This is a genomic window from Streptomyces sp. NPDC002309, assembly GCF_053593375.1.
On record NZ_JBSFCI010000003.1, the window covers coordinates 217039 to 237998 of the forward strand.

General features: G+C 67.5%; 18 protein-coding genes and 1 pseudogene. 8 read left to right on the plus strand and 11 right to left on the minus strand.

Annotated elements, in window-relative coordinates:
- Positions 1 to 834 precede the first annotated feature (834 nt).
- Positions 835 to 1467, minus strand: a complete 633-nt coding sequence (locus tag ACWCPM_RS04030) for an HAD family hydrolase (protein ID WP_450974558.1) — start codon at positions 1465 to 1467, stop codon at positions 835 to 837.
- Positions 1468 to 1638: 171 nt separating this feature from the next.
- Between ACWCPM_RS04030 and ACWCPM_RS04035 the strand changes: the two genes are divergently transcribed.
- The gene (locus ACWCPM_RS04035; protein ID WP_450974559.1) at positions 1639 to 2505 is read left to right on the plus strand and encodes a GNAT family N-acetyltransferase; all 867 of its coding nucleotides are present in this window, start codon (positions 1639 to 1641) and stop codon (positions 2503 to 2505) included.
- A gap of 106 nt (positions 2506 to 2611) precedes the next feature.
- On the opposite strand, the pseudogene ACWCPM_RS04040 reads toward ACWCPM_RS04035, so the two are convergent.
- Positions 2612 to 3029, minus strand: a pseudogene (locus ACWCPM_RS04040) (GlcG/HbpS family heme-binding protein).
- A 152-nt stretch (positions 3030 to 3181) separates the two neighbouring features.
- Positions 3182 to 4390 (minus strand): MFS transporter, encoded by a 1209-nt coding sequence (locus ACWCPM_RS04045; protein ID WP_450974560.1) that lies wholly within the window; start codon positions 4388 to 4390, stop codon positions 3182 to 3184.
- Between the two features lie 137 nt (positions 4391 to 4527).
- Between ACWCPM_RS04045 and ACWCPM_RS04050 the strand changes: the two genes are divergently transcribed.
- Together ACWCPM_RS04050 and ACWCPM_RS04055 are read left to right on the plus strand one after the other, a co-directional pair.
- Entirely contained in the window at positions 4528 to 4986 is a 459-nt protein-coding gene (locus ACWCPM_RS04050; protein WP_450974561.1) for a MarR family winged helix-turn-helix transcriptional regulator, read from the plus strand.
- A 9-nt stretch (positions 4987 to 4995) separates the two neighbouring features.
- On the plus strand, positions 4996 to 5448 hold the full coding sequence (locus ACWCPM_RS04055; protein WP_450974562.1) for an N-acetyltransferase family protein: 453 nt from the start codon (positions 4996 to 4998) through the stop codon (positions 5446 to 5448).
- A 161-nt stretch (positions 5449 to 5609) separates the two neighbouring features.
- Here the strand turns inward: ACWCPM_RS04055 and ACWCPM_RS04060 are convergent, their stop codons facing one another.
- Together ACWCPM_RS04060 and dnaB are read right to left on the minus strand one after the other, a co-directional pair.
- The gene (locus ACWCPM_RS04060; protein ID WP_450974563.1) at positions 5610 to 6995 is read right to left on the minus strand and encodes a serine hydrolase domain-containing protein; all 1386 of its coding nucleotides are present in this window, start codon (positions 6993 to 6995) and stop codon (positions 5610 to 5612) included.
- Between the two features lie 166 nt (positions 6996 to 7161).
- A complete protein-coding gene (gene dnaB / locus ACWCPM_RS04065) occupies positions 7162 to 8637 on the minus strand; it encodes a replicative DNA helicase (protein WP_450974564.1) in 1476 nt (491 codons plus the stop codon).
- A 459-nt stretch (positions 8638 to 9096) separates the two neighbouring features.
- On the opposite strand from dnaB, the gene ACWCPM_RS04070 reads away from it, so the two are divergent.
- Positions 9097 to 10434 (plus strand): MATE family efflux transporter, encoded by a 1338-nt coding sequence (locus ACWCPM_RS04070; protein ID WP_450974565.1) that lies wholly within the window; start codon positions 9097 to 9099, stop codon positions 10432 to 10434.
- Positions 10435 to 10677: 243 nt separating this feature from the next.
- On the opposite strand, the gene rplI is transcribed toward ACWCPM_RS04070, so the two are convergent.
- The 4 genes from rplI to rpsF form a co-directional block, all read right to left on the minus strand.
- Positions 10678 to 11124, minus strand: a complete 447-nt coding sequence (rplI, locus tag ACWCPM_RS04075; protein ID WP_450974566.1) for a 50S ribosomal protein L9 — start codon at positions 11122 to 11124, stop codon at positions 10678 to 10680.
- Between the two features lie 18 nt (positions 11125 to 11142).
- Positions 11143 to 11379 carry a 30S ribosomal protein S18 gene (rpsR, locus tag ACWCPM_RS04080; RefSeq protein WP_003949403.1) on the minus strand — a complete coding sequence of 79 codons (237 nt, stop codon included), beginning with the start codon at positions 11377 to 11379 and terminating at the stop codon, positions 11143 to 11145.
- 56 nt (positions 11380 to 11435) lie between these two features.
- A complete protein-coding gene (locus ACWCPM_RS04085) occupies positions 11436 to 12011 on the minus strand; it encodes a single-stranded DNA-binding protein (protein ID WP_450974567.1) in 576 nt (191 codons plus the stop codon).
- Between the two features lie 75 nt (positions 12012 to 12086).
- Positions 12087 to 12377, minus strand: a complete 291-nt coding sequence (rpsF, locus tag ACWCPM_RS04090; protein WP_019324683.1) for a 30S ribosomal protein S6 — start codon at positions 12375 to 12377, stop codon at positions 12087 to 12089.
- A gap of 264 nt (positions 12378 to 12641) precedes the next feature.
- On the opposite strand from rpsF, the gene ACWCPM_RS04095 reads away from it, so the two are divergent.
- The 3 genes from ACWCPM_RS04095 (at position 12642) to ACWCPM_RS04105 (ending at position 15393) form a co-directional block, all read left to right on the plus strand.
- Entirely contained in the window at positions 12642 to 12953 is a 312-nt protein-coding gene (locus tag ACWCPM_RS04095) for a hypothetical protein (RefSeq protein WP_450974568.1), read from the plus strand.
- Positions 12954 to 13144: 191 nt separating this feature from the next.
- The gene (femX, locus tag ACWCPM_RS04100) at positions 13145 to 14266 is read left to right on the plus strand and encodes a peptidoglycan bridge formation glycyltransferase FemX (RefSeq protein WP_450974569.1); all 1122 of its coding nucleotides are present in this window, start codon (positions 13145 to 13147) and stop codon (positions 14264 to 14266) included.
- A 95-nt stretch (positions 14267 to 14361) separates the two neighbouring features.
- On the plus strand, positions 14362 to 15393 hold the full coding sequence (locus tag ACWCPM_RS04105; protein ID WP_450974570.1) for an alanine racemase: 1032 nt from the start codon (positions 14362 to 14364) through the stop codon (positions 15391 to 15393).
- A gap of 130 nt (positions 15394 to 15523) precedes the next feature.
- On the opposite strand, the gene ACWCPM_RS04110 is transcribed toward ACWCPM_RS04105, so the two are convergent.
- Positions 15524 to 17023 carry a glycosyltransferase family 87 protein gene (locus ACWCPM_RS04110; protein ID WP_450974571.1) on the minus strand — a complete coding sequence of 500 codons (1500 nt, stop codon included), beginning with the start codon at positions 17021 to 17023 and terminating at the stop codon, positions 15524 to 15526.
- 132 nt (positions 17024 to 17155) lie between these two features.
- Positions 17156 to 19861 (minus strand): transglycosylase domain-containing protein, encoded by a 2706-nt coding sequence (locus tag ACWCPM_RS04115; RefSeq protein ID WP_450974572.1) that lies wholly within the window; start codon positions 19859 to 19861, stop codon positions 17156 to 17158.
- A 374-nt stretch (positions 19862 to 20235) separates the two neighbouring features.
- Here ACWCPM_RS04115 and ACWCPM_RS04120 point away from each other — a divergent pair, with 374 nt between their 5' ends.
- Positions 20236 to 20919, plus strand: coding sequence for a helix-turn-helix transcriptional regulator (locus tag ACWCPM_RS04120; protein WP_450974573.1), 684 nt, complete (start codon positions 20236 to 20238; stop codon positions 20917 to 20919).
- Positions 20920 to 20960 lie beyond the last annotated feature (41 nt).

Here is a 20960-nt window from a genome sequence, read left to right on the forward strand (position 1 = left end):
CCTCCCGGGCCAAGGGGGTGGCCCCCGTGACGTCATGCGCTCGGGGCACCGGCGCGGTCTCTGCCGCACGGCTGACGGCCGGGGAACCGAAGTCCGAGCGGGACTCACCGCCGACGGCCGGAGGCGTCGTGCGCGGCTGGGAGCGAGCTTCGGCGACGTACGGCCGGGCAAGCGGCTCTTCGGCCTCGGAACGTCCCTGCGGCTCCGGTGGCCCGGCGTTCGAAGCGGCGTGGTCCACCGGGGCGCCCGAACCGGTACCGGTCGCGGCCCTGCCCACCGTGCGCATGCCTGCCAAGCGGCTGCCTTCCGCGGCCTCACGCTCGGCTCCCCGCGAAGGAGCCGGCTGCTTGCGCGGCTTGAACCAGCCGCCGCCGCCGTCCGAAGCGCCGTTGTCGGCAGACGTGGTGGTCGGAGCGTCCATGGTGTGCCTCGCCTCGAACATCTTTCGGTCGGTCTGCGCACTTCCTCAGTCGGAAGATGCCTGCTTCCTCCGCAGCCGGTTGCTTTGCCCGTTCGGCGTCGCGGCCAACGCGGCCATAGTCAACCCTTGTTCCCGGTGCGTACGGACAAGTAGGCGGAGAGTGTGACATTGGCCGCAGTGTTCTCGTCGCAGCGTCTCACTTTCTGTGGACGCCCGGCTGCTGAACCGAGAATGCGGGTCTTCGATCACTCCGTCCCGTTAGGCTGCATTGCCCTGCTCTCATCCCCGAAGGGCAGTTTGCTCTGCTTCCCGTACGGGAACCGGAGTCGACCCTACCGGCACCGGGCCCGCACACAAGTCCCCCCCTGCACGCCTACAAATTTGACTATGGGGAGATCCAACGATTCCCCCAATTACTCCGCGTGCCGCACCAATTCGTAGGCATCCCACAGATCCCTCCCCGCGTACGAGTGGGTCGCCAGACCGGCCAGATGCCGATCCGCATTGACAGCGACGGACACCGGAACGACGCCGAACAGGTCCTTGTCCGAGGAAGAGTCCCCGTAAGCGACGCAATCCGTCCGCGTCACTCCGAACTTCCGGCAGAGGCGGTCTGCGATGAGCACCTTGCCCGCGGCGCTGAGCACCCCGGCAGGGTCCAGAGGCTGAGTGAACGGCACGGCGGGGAACAGGGAACCATGCGCCGCGTGGGCGCCCCATCCCATGAGCCGTTCGACGAAGAACGAGGGGGACAGCGTCACCACCGCACAGTAGTCGCCTCGGCGCCTGATCTCCGCCCAGACGTCACGGATTCGATCCAGCCAAGGCGCACCTTCGAATGCGGCCAGCACATGAGCCTCGGTCAAACCGGCCCACAACGTGTGCACCCGACGCGCGTACTCCGGCGGGCCGATCAGCCCTGCCGCGATCTCCTGCTCGAGTGCCACCGTCTCGGCTTCCACGCCGAGTTGCCGCGAGATCTCCAAGGGCGCGGTGGAGCCGTGGAGCAATGTGCCGTCGAGATCGAAGAGATGAAGTCTCGCCATGGCATTGGAGGCTAGCGGGACTGATGGACGCTAGCCGTTCGCCGGTGTTTCACGTGAAACACCGTGTGCGCGTCCCTGAGTCGCGCCGCACTCGACGAGTTGACCAAAAGGGCGTACCTCTCTGTCGAAACAGGTGGACGTCAAGGGCGCCCGTCAGACAGCCTGACCTGCGTGCTTACTCCTTCCCTCGCTGCTCTGCCGATCCGCCGCCTGACTCGTCGCGACTTGGAGGCCTGCGCCGACTTGTCCGAGGACCGGGGGTGGCCGCGCGAGGAACACAAGTGGGGCTTCCTCCTGACCGCCGGGAAGGGATACGGCATCGACGATCCTCAGGGAGGTCTCATGGCCGCCTGCGCGATCACCGAGTACGGACCGCAGGAGCGCCCCGAACTGGGAGCCGTAGGGATGGTCCTGGTTGCCGAACGGCATGCACGGCGAGGCGTCGGACGCCGGTTGATGCGGCACGTGGTGTCGCTGATGGGCACCACACCACTGACCCTGCACGCAACGCCGAACGGTCGACCGCTCTACGAGGAAGTCGGCTTCAAGGCCACCGGCCGCGCAGAGATGCTGCGCGGCTTTTTCATGCCCGGCGGAACCGAGCCCAGGGTGACCACCCGCCCTGCGACGGGCGAGGATCTCCCCAAGATCCTCCGAATCGACGCGGAGGTGTTCGGTGCCGACCGCACGCACATCGTCACGCGCCTGCCCGCCTTCGCCGACCAGGTGCGGGTCGCCGAGGAGAACGGCAGGATCATCGGCTACGCGGGAGTCTGGCCCAATATGGAGACGCATGTCGTGGGCCCGCTGATCGCACGGGACACGGAGACCGCGAAAGCTCTGGTCATCTCACTCGCCGCCCATACCGACCGGCCCCTGCGCACCGACATCGACGTACGGCACGAGGAGCTGCTGACGTGGGCGAAGGAGCGTGGGCTGGCATCGGTGGCCTTCAACACGGTGATGACGTACGGAGTGCCGGAACTCCCGGGTGATTGGCGCCGGCGCTTCGCCCCGCTGACGGTGGCAGCGGCCTGAGTCCGGAAACCCGTTCGGAAGCCGGGTGCGGGACGCCGGCCCCGGAAAGGAAGGGACGCCGGTCCCTGGGAGAGCCGGCGTCCCACCCCGGAGAAACCAGTGAGCTTCAGGCGAGTGTCTCCACGGCGGCCGAGGCGAAGCCGTGGTCCTGCTCCGGCGCGCCGCCGCCCTCCGATCGCACCGATCAGCCGGCCCTCACGGTGAACCGGCAACCCGCCCGCGATGAACAGGAGCGGCCGGTCGAGAGCGGTCTGGAGGGAATGGAACGGCCCGTCGGGCTTGACCGCGTCGACGAGGTGGGCGGTCGGCGCGTTCAGCTGAAGGGCGGTGTACGCCTTGCGGGTGCTGGTCTCTCCGGAGATCAGCACGGCCTGGTCGTCGCGCCGGAAGGCGGGCAGATGCCCGCCCGCGTCCAGCACGGTGACGCTGACGGTCACTCCTGCGGCCTCGGCGGCCCGACGGGCAGCGGTGACAAGAACCTCGGCGTCCTGGGTGGTCAGGGGCGCGACGGCGGTGGTGCTCATTCTCGGGTTTCTCCTTGTGTGGTGGCGGTGAGGAAGCCGTCCGGGTGACGCGGGGGCGGCCCTGGCCCCGCGGGGACCCGGCCCGGGTCGAGGGCGAGCGAGCGCTGGGAGGTGGTACGGCGGGGTGTACAAGCCCGTTGGGCCCAGCAGGGTCAGTGGTGGACGGCGGCCCGCTCCTCGGAGGCGACACCGGCCGTGACGACGGCGCTCGGAGTGCTGCCACGACGCTCCAGGGCGGCCGAGAAGACCGCGAGGACCAGAGCCGCCGCGGCGAGGACCGCGCCGACCCAGTTCGGGGCCGTGTAGCCGAGGCCGGCGGCGATGACGAGGCCGCCGAGCCAGGCCGAGAGGGCATTGCCCAGGTTGAAGGCGCCGATGTTCACCGCGGAGGCCAGGGTCGGGGCGCCGTGCGCCTGGTCGAGGACCCGTTTCTGCAGCGGCGGAACGGTCGCGAATCCCAGGGCACCGATGAGCGCGATGTTGACGGCCGAGGGGATCTTGTCGTGTGCCGTGAGTGTGAAGAGCGCGAGTACGACCGCGAGGGCTCCCAGGGAGACGTAGAGCATGGGCATCAGGGCCCGGTCGGCGAACTTGCCGCCGACGAGGTTGCCGGCCACCATCCCGAGGCCGAAGAGGACCAGCAGCCAGGTGACGGAGCCCTCTGCGAAGCCGGCGACATGGGTCATCATCGGAGCGATGTAGGTGATGGCCGCGAAGACGCCGCCGAAGCCGAGAACGGTCATCGCCATGGCGAGCAGGACCTGGACGTTCTTGAAGGCGGCGAGTTCGTGCCGCAGGTGCACGCCTTCGGGCTTGGGAGTCTCGGGAACGAGCTTGGCGATGCCGGCCAGGCCGACGACACCGAGCGCGGCGACGACGGTGAAGGTGACGCGCCACCCCAGGGACTGCCCGACGAGCGTGCCCAGCGGTACGCCGACGACGTTGGCGACGGTCAGACCGGTGAACATCATCGCGATGGCTCCGGCCTTCTTGTCCGGGGCGACGAGCTCGGCTGCGACCACCGAGCCGATACCGAAGAAGGCACCGTGAGCGAGCGAGGCGACCACGCGGCCGATCAGCATCACGGAGAAGGTGGGGGCAAAGGCTGAGAGCAGATTGCCGATGATGAACAGCCCCATCAGCACCATCAGCATCCGCTTGCGGGAGATCCTCGTGCCGAGGACGGTCATCAACGGGGCACCGAACATCACGCCCAGTGCGTAGCCGGTCACCAGGTACCCGGCCGTCGGGATGGAGATCCCGTAGTCGGCCGCGACCTCGGGCAGCAGGCCCATGATCACGAATTCGGTGGTACCGATTCCGAAGGCCCCGATCGCGAGGGCCAGAAGCGCGAGAGGCATGGGGGATACACCTTCCCAGAAGATTGCAGGAGCGCTTTGCGTGCGTTCACAATAATTGCAGACGCGGGCTATATGCAACCGTCGACTATGCGCGCTTGCCCTATCCTGGAGTCAGCCGCTCCGGGACGGAGGAACCCATGACAGCTACGGATCCCGCGCTCACCGCCCTCGCTCAGGGCTGGTGCGCCCTCTCCCTGCTGCACGGGAGGATCGAGGCGCACATCGAGCGCGCTCTACAGGCCCGGCACGGCCTGAGCGTGCGCGAGTACTCGCTGCTCGACGTGCTCAGCCGTCAGCACGACGGCGAGGGCGGGCATCTGCAGATGAAGCAGGTCTCCGACGCGGTCGTCCTCAGCCAGAGCGCCACCACCCGACTGGTGACCCGTCTCGAGGACCGCGGTCTCCTGGAGCGGTACCTGTGCCCCACCGACCGACGCGGCATCTACACCGACGTGACCGACTCGGGCCTGAGGCTGCTGGAGGAGGCGCGGCCGACCAACGACGCCGCCCTGCGCGAGGCGCTCGACGAGGCGGCCAAGATCCCGGAGTTGGCCCCGCTGGTCCGGGTCGTGGAGTCGGTCAACCTGCCCGCATAGGGTGCGAGCATGGGAGACCTTGAAATACGAGCCGCGGTCACGGACGACCTCCCCGTGATCGTCGGCATGCTCGCCGACGACCCCCTGGGTGCACAACGCGAATCACCGGACGACCTGATCCCGTACCGGGCCGCCCTGGAGCGGCTCCAGGGCGACCCGAACCAGCACCTCGTCGTCGCTCTTCGGCAGGAGCGGGTCGTCGGCACGCTTCAACTCACGATCATTCCCGGGCTCACCCGGCGCGGAGCCACCCGGTCGATCATCGAGGGCGTCAGGATCCACGGCGACGAGCGAGGCAGCGGCCTCGGCACGCAGCTCATCGAGTGGGCCGTCGAGGAATCCCGCCGCCAGGGCTGCCAGTTGGTCCAGCTGACGTCCGACACCTCCCGTGTGGACGCCCATCGCTTCTACGAACGGCTCGGTTTCACGGCGTCCCACGTCGGTTTCAAGCTCCAGTTCTGAGGCTCTGGTACACAGTCCGGACGGACACACGCGTCACCCGCCTCCGCCTCCCGTGCACCCCCGCATCGGTGAGGCACATCGCCGGGATCCGGCAAGGTATGACGAAGGGCCATGTTTCACGTGAAACATGGCCCTTCGTCATCCGTCTTGGACGCGGATCTCTAGCCGATCCCCCGCCAGCCCTCCGGATCCACTCCACCCGGCACTTGTGCCGCCTCCTCGTACGGCTGGCGGGCGAAAACGAACGACCCGAGGTCCAGGTGGCTCAGCGACCCGTCGGCCCGCCGTGCGGGCCTCAACAGCTCTCCGGCGTAATAGCCCTCCAGCCCTGTCCAGGTGCCGTCCCCGTTGCACCGGAAGCGCGCGCCACGCCCCTTCCCGGACAGCGGCTCCAGCGAGACCCCGCCGCCACCCGTCAGGCGCAGCCCGAAAGCGTACGTCCCCCAGTACCACTGGCCCGCCAACTCCAGTACGGACGGGTCGACTTCACGCAGAGGTCGCCAGGGTTCGGGAATCCGCGGCTCGGCCTCGGCGACGATGCGCACGAGGTCGGCACCCACCATGGACAGGAACGGACCGGAGGTGCAGTTGGCGAGCACCACCGCCGCGACGTCGTCCGCCACGCCGAGGGTCAGATTCGCGAGGAAGCCCGGCAGTGAGCCCGAGTGGCCCACGAGCAGCCGGCCGTACTGGTGCTGGATCTGCAACCCCAGTCCGTACGACGCCCCCTCGGCAAGATCAGCGGCTTCGGCAGGCGCCGCGGGCGCCCGCATCTCCCGCACCGTCTCCGCGCTCAGCACCCGCTCGTCGCCCTGCGCCAGGAACACGGCGAACCGTGCCAGGTCGCCGGTGGTCGACCAGAGCTGCCCGGCGGGAGCCATCCTGCCCAGATCCTCGGCGGGTTCCGGCAACAGCACATCGGCCCAGGGATGCACCGCCCAGCCGCTCGCGTGCGGCGCGGACGGCTGCCCACTCGTCCGATGCAGACCGAGTGGCTCGAGTACCTCACGGCGCAGTACCTCCTCCCAGGGGGCACCACGCAGCCTCTCGACAAGCGCTCCCAGCAGCGTGTAGCCCGGGTTCGAGTAGTGGAAACGCCGCCCGGACGGATGCAGGAAGGGACGCTCACCGAGAACGTCGGACAGCTCCGGGCGCAGCGACCCCGGGCTGCGCTCCCACCACGGCGCGGGGGACTCGGCGGCCAGCCCGCTGGTGTGCGCCAGCAGTTCGGCGACGGTGGCCTCGCCGGCGCTCGTCCCCGGCAGATGCTTCTCCAGCCGGTCACCGAGGTCGAGGAGACCCTGGTCACGCAGCCGCATCACGAGAACCGCAGTGAATGTCTTGGTGATCGAACCGATCCGGTACTGGACGTCCTCGTCCGGCAGCTCGCCGTCCACCGAGGAGCGGGCACCGTGCCATACGGCACGACCGTCCCGCACGACGGCCGCGACCATCGACGGGGCCCGCCCTTCGGACTGGGCCATGGCGAGACGGTGGAGCAACGCCCTGCGTGTACCGGGCAGCAGCTCATCCTGAGATGTGTTCATGCCCCCAGTCCATCCGCCCGCGCGACAGACGTCGAGCACATTTCCCCACGCACGGCACCGGGTGTGCGGCCGGGGCACGGAAGCTACGTCCTTGCTCCGCGCTCCGACGAGTTCGACTGGGTCTTTGACGCCCGTGAACGGGCGAAGAGGGAGCGGCTTCGGGGGATCAGGTCTGCGCCATGTCCACGAAGCGGGAGTAGTGGCCCTGGAAGGCCACCGTGATCGTTGCCGTCGGGCCGTTTCGGTGCTTGGCGACGATCAGATCCGCCTCACCCGCGCGGGGCGACTCCTTCTCGTAGGCGTCCTCGCGGTGCAGCAGGATGACCATGTCGGCGTCCTGCTCGATAGAGCCGGATTCACGCAGGTCGGAGACCATGGGCTTCTTGTCGGTGCGCTGCTCGGGACCACGGTTCAGCTGGGAGAGCGCGATGACCGGCACCTCCAGCTCCTTGGCCAGCAGCTTGAGGTTTCGGGACATGTCCGAGACCTCCTGCTGACGGCTCTCGGCCCGCTTGGAACCACCGGACTGCATCAGCTGGAGATAGTCGATGACGACCAACCTGAGGTCGTTGCGCTGCTTGAGGCGGCGGCACTTGGCCCGGATCTCCATCATCGACAAGTTCGGGGAGTCGTCGATGTAGAGGGGGGCGGCGGAGACGTCCGGCATCCGGCGTGCCAGCCGCGTCCAGTCCTCGTCGGTCATCGTGCCGGAGCGCATGTGATGCAGCGCGACGCGGGCTTCGGCGGACAGCAGACGCATCGCGATCTCGTTGCGTCCCATTTCGAGGGAGAAGATGACGCTCGGCAGGTTGTTCTTGATCGATGCGGCCCGGGCGAAGTCCAGGGCCAGCGTGGACTTACCCATCGCGGGACGCGCGGCGATGACGATCATCTGCCCTGGATGCAGACCGTTGGTGAGCGAGTCGAAGTCGGTGAAACCCGTGGGCACACCGGTCATCTCGCCGGTGCGAGAACCGATCGCCTCGATCTCGTCGAGCGCGCCCTCCATGATGTCGCCGAGCGGCAGATAGTCCTCGCTGGTGCGCTGCTCGGTGACGGCGTAGATCTCGGCCTGAGCGCGGTTGACGATCTCGTCGACGTCGTCGTCGGCCGCGTATCCCATCTGTGTGATGCGGGTGCCGGCCTCCACGAGGCGGCGCAGGACGGCCCGTTCGTGGACGATCTCCGCGTAGTACTCGGCGTTCGCCGCGGTCGGCACCGTCTGGACGAGCGTGTGCAGATACGACGCTCCGCCGACCTTGTTGATCTCGCCGCGCTTGGTGAGCTCCGCGGCGATGGTGATGGGGTCGGCCGGCTCCCCCTTGGCATAGATGTCGAGGATCGCCTGGTAGATCGTCTCGTGCGCCGGCTTGTAGAAGTCGTGTCCCTTGAGGATCTCCACGACGTCGGCGATGGCGTCCTTGGACAGCAGCATGCCGCCCAACACGGACTGCTCGGCGTCGAGATCCTGCGGCGGGACCCGTTCGAAGGACGAACCTCCACCGTCCCACGAATCGCTCTCCCGGCCCCGCTCGTGCTGTTCCTCCCGGCTTCGACCACTGTCCGGACGACGGCGGGAGGGCAGACGATCGCTGGGTCCGCTCTCGGCCCACGGGTCGTCCAAGGGCTCGGAAATGCTCACCGAGCGACCTCCTCCCGTCCGCCGAGCGGACCTCGCCATGCCACTCTTTTCTACGGCACGGCACCGACAACTAAGAGGCCCGGCTCCGGTTCTGGCGCGTCGGTTTTGTGACGGTTCCACGAGCCGGCGGAGGAGCGGGCGCCGGACCACGTTAGGCCCCCGGGCACCGTCAGCCAATCTGGTTATCCACAGGCCATGTGGACGACGGCCCCGATGCTGTGGAGAACTCCGCGAAACCTGTGCACGACGCGGTGGACAGGCCTGTGAACAAGCCCGCACCATCCGGGTACCACAGCCTCTGACCTGCGACTTTCCCGTCCACTGGCTGTGCAGAAGAAAAACTTCCCCAGTCGGCCCAAGATCCCTTCGAACAGTGCACGACACTACTCTCCGCGACGAGAGAGGTAAGGGTCGCAAGCCAATTGCATCTCTTACCTGTGGAAGATTAGATTGGTGGCCATGACACAGGCTCCCGCGACCTCCCGGGCCGCTCGGCGACATCACGATCGAGAGATCGTCTCGCTGGCCGTCCCCGCCTTCGGCGCGCTGGTCGCCGAGCCCCTGTTCATCCTGGCCGACAGTGCGATCGTCGGCCACCTCGGCACCGCCCAACTCGCCGGACTGGGCATCGCCTCGGCACTCCTTACGACCGCCGTCAGTATCTTCGTCTTCCTCGCCTACGCCACCACGGCAGCCGTGGCCCGTCGAGTCGGCGCCGGTGACCTGCCGGCCGCGATCCGCCAGGGCATGGACGGCATCTGGCTGGCGTTGCTGCTCGGCGCCGGCGTCATCGCCCTGGTGCTGCCCTCGGCACCGTTCCTCGTGGAACTCTTCGGGGCTTCGGACACTGCGGCGCCTTACGCGATCACCTACCTGCGGATCTCTTCCCTGGGCATCCCCGCCATGCTCGTCGTCCTCGCCGCTACCGGCGTTCTGCGTGGCCTGCAGGACACAAGGACACCCCTCTACGTCGCCGTCGGAGGCTTCGTCGCCAACGGAGTCCTCAATGTGCTCCTCGTCTACGGCGCCGGCTTCGGCATCGCCGGCTCCGCCTGGGGCACCGTCATCGCCCAGTGCGCCATGGCAGCCGTCTATCTGGCGGTCGTCGTGCGTGGTGCCCACAGAAACGGCGCCTCGCTACGACCGGACGCCGCCGGCATCAGAGCCTCGGCGCAGGCCGGGGCACCGCTGCTGGTCCGCACACTCTCACTGCGCGCGATCCTGATGATCGCGACAGCCGTCGCGGCCCGACTTGGCGATGCCGACATAGCCGCCCACCAGATCGTCCTCTCCCTGTGGAGCCTGATGGCCTTCGCCCTCGACGCCATCGCGATCGCCGGGCAGGCCATCATCGGGCGCTACCTCGGCGCCGAGGACCCCAAGGGAGCACGTGATGTCTGCCGCCGCATGGTCCAGTGGGGCATCGTGGTCGGCCTCGTCCTCGGTGCTCTCGTCATCGTGTCCCGCCCTGCCCTCCTGCCACTGTTCACCGGTGACTCCACCGTGAAGGACGCTGCCTTCCCGGCTCTGCTGGTGGTTGCCCTCTCCCAACCGATCTGCGGAGTCGTCTTCGTTCTGGACGGCGTACTGATGGGCGCCGGCGACGGCCCTTACCTCGCCTGGGCGATGATCCTGACCTTGGCGGTCTTCACTCCCGTTGCGCTTCTTGTGCCCACCCTCGGCGGCGGACTCACCGGACTCTGGGTGGCCATGACCTTGATGATGACGGTCCGCCTGCTCACACTGTGGCTGCGCACCCGCTCGGGTCACTGGCTCGTCACGGGCGCTACCCGCTGATCAAGCCGTCGGGGGCAACACCGGCAGCGGAGTTGTACTCGCTTCGGCGTTTCACGTGAAACAGCGCTGATTGCCAAAACAGTGCCGATTGCCGATGTTTCACGTGAAACGCCCAGAGCGGGCGCCCGTTCGGTCCTGTGCTCCCCACCCGACCGAGAAGCAGCCACAACAAACCCGCAAGACACGAGTGGGGCCGCACCCCGAAGGATGCGGCCCCACTCACTGCTTCAGCAAGCACGGCACTCAGCCGGCGACGACCTCGATGTTGACCTTGGCGGCAACCTCGGGGTGCAGACGCACGGACGTCTCGTGAGCGCCCAGCGTCTTGATCGGCGAACCGAGCTCGATGCGGCGCTTGTCGACCTCGGGGCCACCGGCAGCCTTGATCGCCGAGGCGACGTCGGCCGGGGTGACGGAACCGAAGAGACGACCGGCGTCGCCGGAGCGAACGGCCAGACGAACCTTGACTCCCTCGAGCTGGGCCTTCACCTGGTTGGCCTGCTCGATGGTCTGGATCTCGTGGATCTTGCGAGCACGACGGATCTGCTCGACGTCCTTCTCGCCACCCTTGGTCCAGCGGATAGCGAACTTCCGCGGGATCAGGTAGTTGCGAGCGTAACCGTCCTTGACGTCGACGACGTCGCCCGCGGCACCGAGGCCGGAGACCTCGTGGGTGAGGATGATCTTCATGAGTAGGTCACCCTTCCCTTATCGCGCGGTGGACGTGTAGGGCAGCAGCGCCATCTCACGGCTGTTCTTCACGGCCGTGGCGACGTCACGCTGGTGCTGCGTGCAGTTGCCGGTCACGCGGCGGGCACGGATCTTGCCGCGGTCGGAAATGAACTTCCGCAGCATGTTCGTGTCCTTGTAGTCCACGTACGTGACCTTGTCCTTGCAGAAAGCGCAGACCTTCTTCTTCGGCTTGCGCACAGGCGGCTTCGCCATGGTGATTCTCCTGTGTGATCAAGAAGTGTGGGTGGGCCCACCTTCAGCCGTGAGGCTTAGAAGGGGGGCTCGTCCGAGTAGCCGCCACCGCTGCCGCCGGAGCCGCCGCCCCAGCCGCCGCCACCGCCCTGGTTGCCACCGGCGGGAGCGCCGGTCGCCCAGGGGTCGTCGGCAGGAGCGCCGCCGGCCTGCTGACCGCCACCGGGGCCACCGCCCCAGCCGCCGCCACCCTGCTGGCCGCCACCGCCACCGCCCTGGCCACCCCGGCCGGCGGTCTTGGTGACCTTGGCCGTGGCGTTGCGCAGGCTGGGGCCGACTTCCTCGACGTCCAGCTCGAAGACCGTGCGCTTGACTCCCTCACGGTCCTCGTAGGACCGCTGCTTCAGCCGGCCCTGCACGACGACGCGCATGCCTCGCTGGAGCGACTCGGCGACATTCTCCGCCGCCTGACGCCAGACCGAGCAGGTCAGGAACAGGCTCTCGCCGTCCTTCCACTCGTTGGTCTGACGGTCGAAGGTGCGGGGCGTGGACGCGACACGGAACTTCGCGACCGCCGCACCGGAAGGGGTGAAGCGCAGCTCGGGGTCATCGACAAGATTGCCGATGACCGTGATGACGGTCTCGCCTGCCATGGGGGAACCTCTCGGCGGGTTTGCTGCTGGCTGCTGGTGTTGCTACTCGAATCCCGGGATCAGCTGAGCGGAAGCTCAGTGGGTCTCGGGACGGAGGACCTTGGTCCGGAGGACCGACTCGTTCAGGTTCATCTGGCGGTCGAGCTCCTTGACGACCGCAGGCTCGGCCTGCAGGTCGATGACCGAGTAGATGCCCTCAGGCTTCTTCTTGATCTCGTACGAGAGACGACGACGGCCCCAGGTGTCGACCTTCTCGACCTTTCCGCCGCCATCACGGACGACAGAAAGGAAGTTCTCGATCAGCGGGGAGACAGAGCGCTCCTCGAGATCGGGGTCGAGGATGACCATCACCTCGTAGTGACGCATGTGGAACCCACCTCCTTTGGACTCAGCGGCCACGGTCGTTCCGTGGCAGGAGGGTCGTGATGCGTGCGCAACGGTATCGGCCACCACTGACAATCGGAGGTCCTTGTCGGAGCTTCCTGCCATGGCCCGGGCAGACACCGGTGCAGACCGTACAGACTACCCGCACAGCGGCTTCCGGTTGAAATCCGGCCGTGGTGACCGTCAATCTGTACACGTCGGGTGTGTATGGCGCTACGATGCGCCGTTTTCCGCAGGAGGTGCCCCATGACACAGGCATTGCGACCCAACACCGCCGGATCCCTTCTCGCCACGGACGGCCGGGCCCATCCCGTTCAGGACGCGCTGCTCGCGGTGACCTTGCTGCTCGGAGTGGTCTCCTTCGTCACGGCCATGTTCCACAACCTTCATCTGATCAGCTCCTGGACCGGCCTGGTGGGAATCCTCACCGGGGCGTACGGCCAGTGGATCTCGGAGACGACCCGCGAACGCTTCGGGCTGATCGTGGGCCTCGGTGCCTCTGCCATCGGCTTCTTCCTGGGCATGGCCCACGGTGGTCTGTTCGGCGGACTGTTCTGACCCTCCCGGGCACACTGTTCCGATACCGCGCCGAGCCCTCCGGGGCCCGGCGCGGGCCGGGCCCGGCCGCGACAGGCCAGGGCCAATGATGTGCACGCCCAGTAAGGGCGCTCGTGGGGCGCAGTAGGCTTCGCCGCGAGAGCCGGAGCCCCTGAACCCATGGGGACACACCAGCCCGAGGAGCGCCCCGAATGAGCCTGACCCTGAGGACCATCAGTCGAGAGCAGCATCTGGCCTATATCCAGAGTCTGCCCTCGGCTAGCCACATGCAGGTCCCGGCCTGGGCTGACGTGAAGGCGGAGTGGCGCTCGGAAAACCTCGGCTGGTTCGACGAGCGGACCGGCGAGCTGGTCGGCGCGGGCTTGGTCCTCTACCGCCAGCTGCCCAAGATCAAGCGCTACCTCGCCTATCTTCCCGAGGGCCCGGTCATCAACTGGTTCGCGCCGAATCTGGACGACTGGATCCAGCCGATGCTGGCCCACCTCAAGCAACAGGGCGCCTTCTCCGTGAAGATGGGCCCGCCGGTGATCATCCGGCGCTGGGAGGCCACGTCCATCAAGAGGGGCATCCAGGACCCCGACGTCAAGCGTCTGCGGGACATCGAGGCCGACTTCATCGAGCCCCGCGCCTTCGAGGTCGCCGACAAGCTCCGCCGGATGGGCTGGCAGCAGGGCGAGGACGGCGGCGCCGGTTTCGGTGACGTACAGCCCCGCTACGTCTATCAGGTGCCGCTGGCGAACCGCTCCCTGGAAGAGGTCCACAAGGACTTCAACCAGCTGTGGCGCCGCAACATCAAGAAGGCCGAGAAGGCCGGCGTCGAGGTCGTCCAGGGCGGATACCAGGACCTGGAGGAGTGGCAGCGGCTGTACGAGATCACGGCCGTACGCGACCACTTCCGGCCCCGGCCGCTGGCGTACTTCCAGCGCATGTGGACGGCCCTCAACAGCGAGGACCCCAACCGCATGCGGCTGTACTTCGCCCGCCACAACGGAGTGAACCTGTCCGCGGCGACGATGCTGATCGTCGGCGGGCACGTCTGGTACTCCTATGGCGCCTCGGACAACATCGGCCGTGAGGTCCGGCCCTCGAACGCGATGCAGTGGCGGATGCTGCGCGACGCCTACGCGCTCGGCGCCACCGTCTACGACCTGCGCGGCATCTCCGACTCGCTGGACGAGTCCGACCACCTCTTCGGACTGATCCAGTTCAAGGTCGGCACCGGCGGCCAGGCCGCCGAGTACCTCGGCGAGTGGGACTTCCCCCTGAACAAGCTGCTCCACAAGGCGCTCGACATCTACATGTCGCGCCGCTGAGCGACACCGGCGGCCCCCGCCGTTCGTCTCGACAGCTCCGATCGCTTCCACACCTCTGATACACCGCAGCCACGAGAAAGGTTCCAGGTCCGGCCATGGCGCTCACGCTCTACGTCGACACCGCGCGCTGGCGGGCGCATCACAAGCACGTGCAGGAGCAGTTCCCGGGTCTCGTCCCGGTCTGCAAGGGCAACGGCTACGGCTTCGGGCACGAACGCCTGGCGGAGGAGGCCACCCGTCTGGGCTCGGACGTCCTCGCCGTCGGCACGACGTACGAGGCCGCGCGCATCAAGGACTGGTTCGGCGGCGACCTGCTGGTGCTGACGCCGTACCGCCGGGGCGAGGAGCCCGTGCCGCTGCCCGACCGCGTCATCCGCTCCGTCTCGTCGATCGACGGCGTGTACGGCCTCGTGGGTGCCCGCGTGGTCATCGAGGTGATGTCCTCGATGAAGCGTCACGGCATCAGCGAGCAGGACCTGGCGCAGCTGCACTCCGCGATCGAGAACGTGCGCCTCGAGGGTTTCGCCATCCACCTGCCGCTGGACCGCACCGACGGCTCGGACGCGGTGGAGGAGGTCATCGGCTGGATGGACCGGCTGCGGGCCGCCCGGCTTCCGCTGCACACGATGTTCGTCAGCCACCTCAAGGCCGAGGAACTCGCCAGGCTGCGCCAGCAGTTCCCGCAGACTCGTTTCCGTGCCCGTATCGGCACCCGGTTGTGGCTGGGGGACCATGACGCCACCGAGTACCGCGGCGCCGTCCTGGACGTCACCCGCGTCGCCAAGGGAGACCGCTTCGGCTACCGGCAGCAGAAGGCTGCCTCGGACGGCTTCCTGGTGGTCGTGGCGGGCGGTACGTCGCACGGGGTGGGTCTGGAGGCCCCCAAGGCGCTGCACGGCGTCATGCCACGCGCCAAGGGCGTCGCGCGCGCCGGCCTCGCCACGGTGAACCGGAACCTCTCGCCGTTCGTCTGGGGCGGCAAGCAGCGCTGGTTCGCCGAACCCCCGCACATGCAGGTGTCCATCCTGTTCGTGCCCTCGGACGCCCCGGAACCGAAGGTCGGTGACGAACTGGTGGCCCATCTGCGGCACACCACGACGCAGTTCGACCGCATCGTCGACCGCTGACGGCGGACTCGCCCCCGACAGCATGAAAGGCCGTTCACGGCATCTCCGTGCACGGCCTTTCCTCTGCGCCCGTCCCGGCGGACGACCGGACGACCTCCCGGGGGCCCAGGCCCCCTGAAGGCCTGTTCGCTCACAGTGAACTACCGGCCGCCTTGCCGTCGCCCCACTCCACCTGCGGCCCTTCGAACGGGGCCGCGTGCCGCGGCGGACGCGCCGCGGCCCCGAGTACGAACACGTCCTCTGCCCGGTCGAGCACACCCCCGGACGGATCGTCGTCACCATCGCGGCGTACCACGTCCCGGTCCGGCATGAGGATGTCGCGGACGACGAGGGCACACAGGTACAGGGTTCCGATCAGGTGCACGCCGATCGCCCAGTGATAGCCGTCGGTCGGCAGACCCTTGTGGGCGTCTCCGCTGGTCGTGTACGCGAGGTACATCCAGATCCCCAGGAAGTACGCGACTTCGCACGCCTGCCAGATCAGGAAGTCCCGCCACTTGGGCCGGGCGAGCGCGGCCAGCGGGACCAGCCACAGCACGTACTGCGGTGAATAGACCTTGTTGGTGAGGATGAACGCGGCGACGATCAGGAAAGCCAGCTGAGCGAAGCGCGGGCGGCGCGGCGCGGTGAGGGTGAGAGCCGCGACGCCGACGCAGCACAGCAGCATCAGAAGTGTCGCGAGCGTGTTGACCGTCTCGGTGCTGAGCGGGTCGCTGGAGTTCTGGACCAGGATCAGCCAGAAGGATCCGAAGTCGACGCCCCGCTCCTGGCTGAACGTGTAGAACTTCGACCAGCCCTCGAAGGCGAAGAACATCACCGGCAGGTTCACGACCAGCCAGGCGACGCCCGCGCCCGTGAGCGCCTTGCCGAAGTCCCGCCATTTGCCCGCACGCCAGCACAGCACGAACAGCGGACCCAGCAGAAAAAGCGGATAGAGCTTGGCGGCCGTGGCGAGACCCAGGAGGACGCCGAATGCCACGGAGCGACCTCGCGCCCACATCAGCATCGCCGCTGCCGTCAGGGCCACCGCCAGCAGGTCCCAGTTGATGGTGGCGGTCAGGGCGAAGGCGGGCGCCAGGGCGACCAGCAGACCGTCCCAGGGACGCCGCGCGTGCGTCCGGGTCACACAGACGGCGATGACGGCCACGCAGACCATCAGCATCCCGGTGTTGACCATCCAGTACCACTGCTGCTGGTCCTGAATACTGCCGCTGCCGGGCGTGATCCAGGCGGCGACCTCCATGAAGACACCGGTCAGCACCGGGTACTCCAGGTACTCCATATCGCCGGGGAGCCTGTCGAAGTACGGCACCAGCCCCTCGGAGAAGCCGCGCCCGCTGTACAGGTGCGGGATGTCCGAGTAGCACGCGTGCGTGTACTGCGAACTGGCGCCGAAGAACCAGGCTCCGTTGTAGCAGGGCGCCTTCTGGACCAACCCGAGGGCGAACACACCGATCGCCACGAGCACGATCACGCGCACCGGGGTCCACCACGACGTCCCGAGCAGGGCACGTCGCCCCACGGGACCGCCGATCAGCTCACTGCCACTCGCGGCGACCTCGTCGGCCTTGGTGGGCCGCACCACGTCCGGCGCGTGCTCGCTCGCTTGTGTCGTCTCTGCACTGGGCATGGGGCACATCCTGCCGTACGTGTCGAGGGATACGCCGAGGGCCGCCGCACCTGAGCGGTACGGCGGCCCCTCGTTTCACGTGAAACACTCATCCCGTTTCACGTGAAACACCCGTGATGGGCGGTTCAGCGGCTAATCGTCCGGGCCTCCGAAGAGGCCGCCCTGGCCGCCGTTGTTGTTGCCGCCTCCGTTGTTGTTCCCCTCGTCCTCGGACTCCGAGGGCGACGGTGACGAGGTCGTGCCACCGTCCGTACCACCCACATCGTTGCCACCCGGCCCCGTGCCACCGGTCTCGTCACAGTCCCAGTCGAAGGGCCGGCAGGTGTCACTCGGCGAGGGCGAGGGAATGATCTGGGACTCCGTGGGCGTCGGAGTCGGCGACGGGCTCTCTTCCTCGGTCTCAGTGACCGACGGAGTCGGCGTCGGCGACGGCTCGTCGTTGATCACCTCACCGATCGGCTCGGGGACCGGGAATTTCTTGGCCGGCTGTCCCTTGAGCGCGACCTCCATGTAGTCGTGCCAGATCTCGGACGGGAACGAGGCACCGTGGATCGATTCCTGGTCACCCGTTCCGTACATCTCCAGGAACGTACGGTTCTTGATGGACTCGTCGTCGGGATACCGGAACATGCTGATCGCGGTCGACAGCTGGGGGGTGTACCCGACGAACCAGGCCGACTTGTTGCCATCGGTCGTACCGGTCTTGCCGGCCACCTCCCGGCCCGTGAGCTGGGCGTTGGAGCCCGTGCCCTCCTCGACCACGGTCTTCAGGACGTCCGTGACGTTGTCGGCGACCTTCGATTCGAAGGCGTTCTTGTCCTTCGCCTCATGCTCGTAGAGCGTGCCGTCCTTGTCGCTGACCTTCTGCACGGAGTACGGGTCACGCTGGGTACCGCTGGCCGCGAAGGTGGCGTACGAGCCGGCCATGCGGATCGCGCTGGGGTCGGAGACACCCAGAGAGAACGACGGATAGTCCATGCCCGCAAGGCTGTCCTTCAGGATGCCCGCGTCGGTAGCCACCTCTGCCACCTTGTCCAGGCCCACATCCATGCCGAGCTGCACGTAGGCAGAGTTCACCGAGTTCCGCATCGCCTCGCGGAGGTCGATCTTGTACTTCGGTGCGTCGCCGTAGGTCGCGTCACCATCGTTGACCTGCAGCCACTCCTTGCCCTTGTCGTCGTGCCAGACCGTCCCGTCATAGTTATTGATCTTGAGCTTGTTCTTGCCGCTGTAGAGGCTCTTGGCGCTGACGACGGTGCGTTCGTCCTGGGCCTGGGTCTCTCCGTGCTCAGGATCGCGGACGCCCCACTTCATGGCCGCGGCGAGCACGAACGGCTTGAACGTCGAGCCGACCTGGGCGCCGGTCTCGTTGGCGTTGTTGGTGAAGTGCTGGGTCGCGTCCTCACCGCCGTAGATGGCCACGATGGCGCCGGTCGCCGGATCCACCGAGGCGCCACCGAACTGGACGTGTGTGTCCGTCTTCGGGCGCTTCTTGGGATCGATGTTGGCCTTCTGGACCTTCTTCACAGCCTTCTCGAGCGCGTCGATCTTCTTCTTGTTGAAGGTCGTCTTGATCGACAGGCCGCCCTCACGGAGCTTGCGCTCGGTGACGCCGGTCTCCTCGCTGTGGTTGACCAGGTAGCCGTTGGCAAGGTCGACGAGGTAACCGATCTGACCGCTCAGCGCCCTGTTGGCCCGGGGGTTCTCGACCTTGGGGAGCGTGCTGTGCTTGGCGCGCTCCGCGGGGTCCAGGTGGTCGTACTCGACCATCTTGGTCAGCGTGTCCTGCATCTGCCGCAGGGCCCGCCGCTTGTTGCCCTCCGGCGTGGCGGCAGGGTCGATGGAGGTGGCGCCGGCCGGGTCGTAGTACGTGGCGCCCTTGAGCATGGCGGCCAGGAACGCGCACTCGCCCGCGTTCAGGTCGATGGCCTCCTTGTTGAAGTACGCCCGGGCCGCCGCCTGGATACCGAAGGCGCTACGGCCGTAGTACGCGGTGTTGAGGTAGCCCTCCATGACATCGTCCTTGGAGACGGAGGTGCCCACCTTGATGGAGACGAAGAGTTCCTTGAACTTACGCGTGGCCGTCTGCGACTGGTCGTCCAGCATGGCGTTCTTGACGTACTGCTGGGTGATGGTGGATCCACCCTGCGTCGCGCCACCCCGGGCCATGTTGAAGACCGCGCGGGCGATGCCCTTCGGGTCGACGCCCTTGTCCTCCATGAAGGTCTTGTTCTCCTGGGAGATGACGGCGTACTGCATGTCCTTGGGGATCTGCGCCAGATTGACGATCTGCCGGTTCGTCTCCCCGCCCGTGGACACCATCTCGGAGCCGTCGGCCCAGTAGTACACGTTGTTCTGCGCCGTGGCCGTGTCGGCGACGTTAGGCACTCCCACCATCGCGTAACCGATGCCCGCTGCGGCGATCATGCCGCCGAAGAAGCCCAGGGACAGACCGGAGACGAGTTTCCAGGAGGGCGTCCAGCGGCGCCAGCCGTCCCGGCCGGCCCGCGGATAGTCGATGATCCGCTTCTTGCCGGGATCCATGCGCCCGCGACCGGGTCCGGCCGTGCCTGGGCGCCGGCCGCCCCGGTCGGGGTCTGCTGCTCTGCGGCGACTGCCACCACTCTTCTGTGCCGCGCGCCGGGCTTCGGCACGGCCGTTGTACGGCCTCTCCTCGCCTCCCGGTCCAGAGGAATCCGACGCGTACGCGTCGGAAGGAGACCCGGTGGCGCCTCGCGGTGCCGCTCGGCGGCCAGTGGACGAACCGGACTGGCCGCGTCGGGCCGCGGCACGTCCGCCTCCCTGCGGCGGCTGCGGTTTGCGACGGTGCTCGCTCATCGAACGACTACTCCTAGGGCAGGCGCACCCTGGCGCGCCTGGAAACGGCGGCTGGTTTCCGGTCCCCCCGAAGTACGGATGTGGTCGGTTCCTCACTCACCCGTACTGCACCAGGGACAAGGACGCCCCCGGAGGCAACTTGGTTCCCGGTGGTGTGCATGCCGCACAGACTACGCAGCTCCAAAACCCGCCTAGTCCTGAAGTTCACCCCAAAACAGGCAAGTTGCTTCCTGCGAATCGGCGATGTGACGCCGCTCACGATTCCCGCTCTTGTCGCATTCCAGGGAGCGTTCTATCGTGCTGATGTATCGAGTCGATACATCAGCACGGCATAAAGACCGTGCCGTCACGATCGCGGCAGAGAGGAGGCGACCATGAGCCGTCGTTCCGGCATCCTTGAGTTCGCCGTACTCGGCCTGCTCCGCGAATCCCCGATGCACGGCTACGAGCTGCGCAAACGGCTCAACACGTCACTGGGTGTGTTCCGGGCGTTCAGCTACGGGACGCTTTACCCCTGCCTCAAGACGCTGGTCGCCAACGGCTGGTTGATCGAGGAGCCGGGCAACACCTCGGAGGACGCCCTCGCCGCACCGCTCGCCGGTCGTCGCGCCAAGATCGTCTACCGGTTGACGGCGGAAGGTAAGGAGCACTTCGAGCAGCTTCTCGCCCAGACGGGTCCGGACGCCTACGAGGACGAGACCTTCGCGGCCCGGTTCGCCTTCTTCGGCCAGACCTCCCGTGATGTACGCATGCGCGTGCTGGAGGGCCGTCGCAGCCGGCTGGAGGAGCGCCTGGAGAAGATGCGCGCCTCCCTCGCCCGCACCCGGGAACGACTCGACGACTACACGCTCGAGCTCCAGCGCCACGGGATGGAGTCCGTGGAGCGCGAAGTGCGCTGGCTGAACGAGCTCATCGAGAGCGAGCGGGCCGGGCGCGACCTGCACGGTTCCGCCACCGGGGGGTCCGCTCAGCAGGACACCACATCTGGAGCGTCGGGCGACCTGCCCCGGACCGGGGACACCTCCCGGCCGGATTCGCCCGACGACACCGCCACGTGAGGTCCCCGTCAGGGCCTCACCGAATACACACAGGGAGCAAC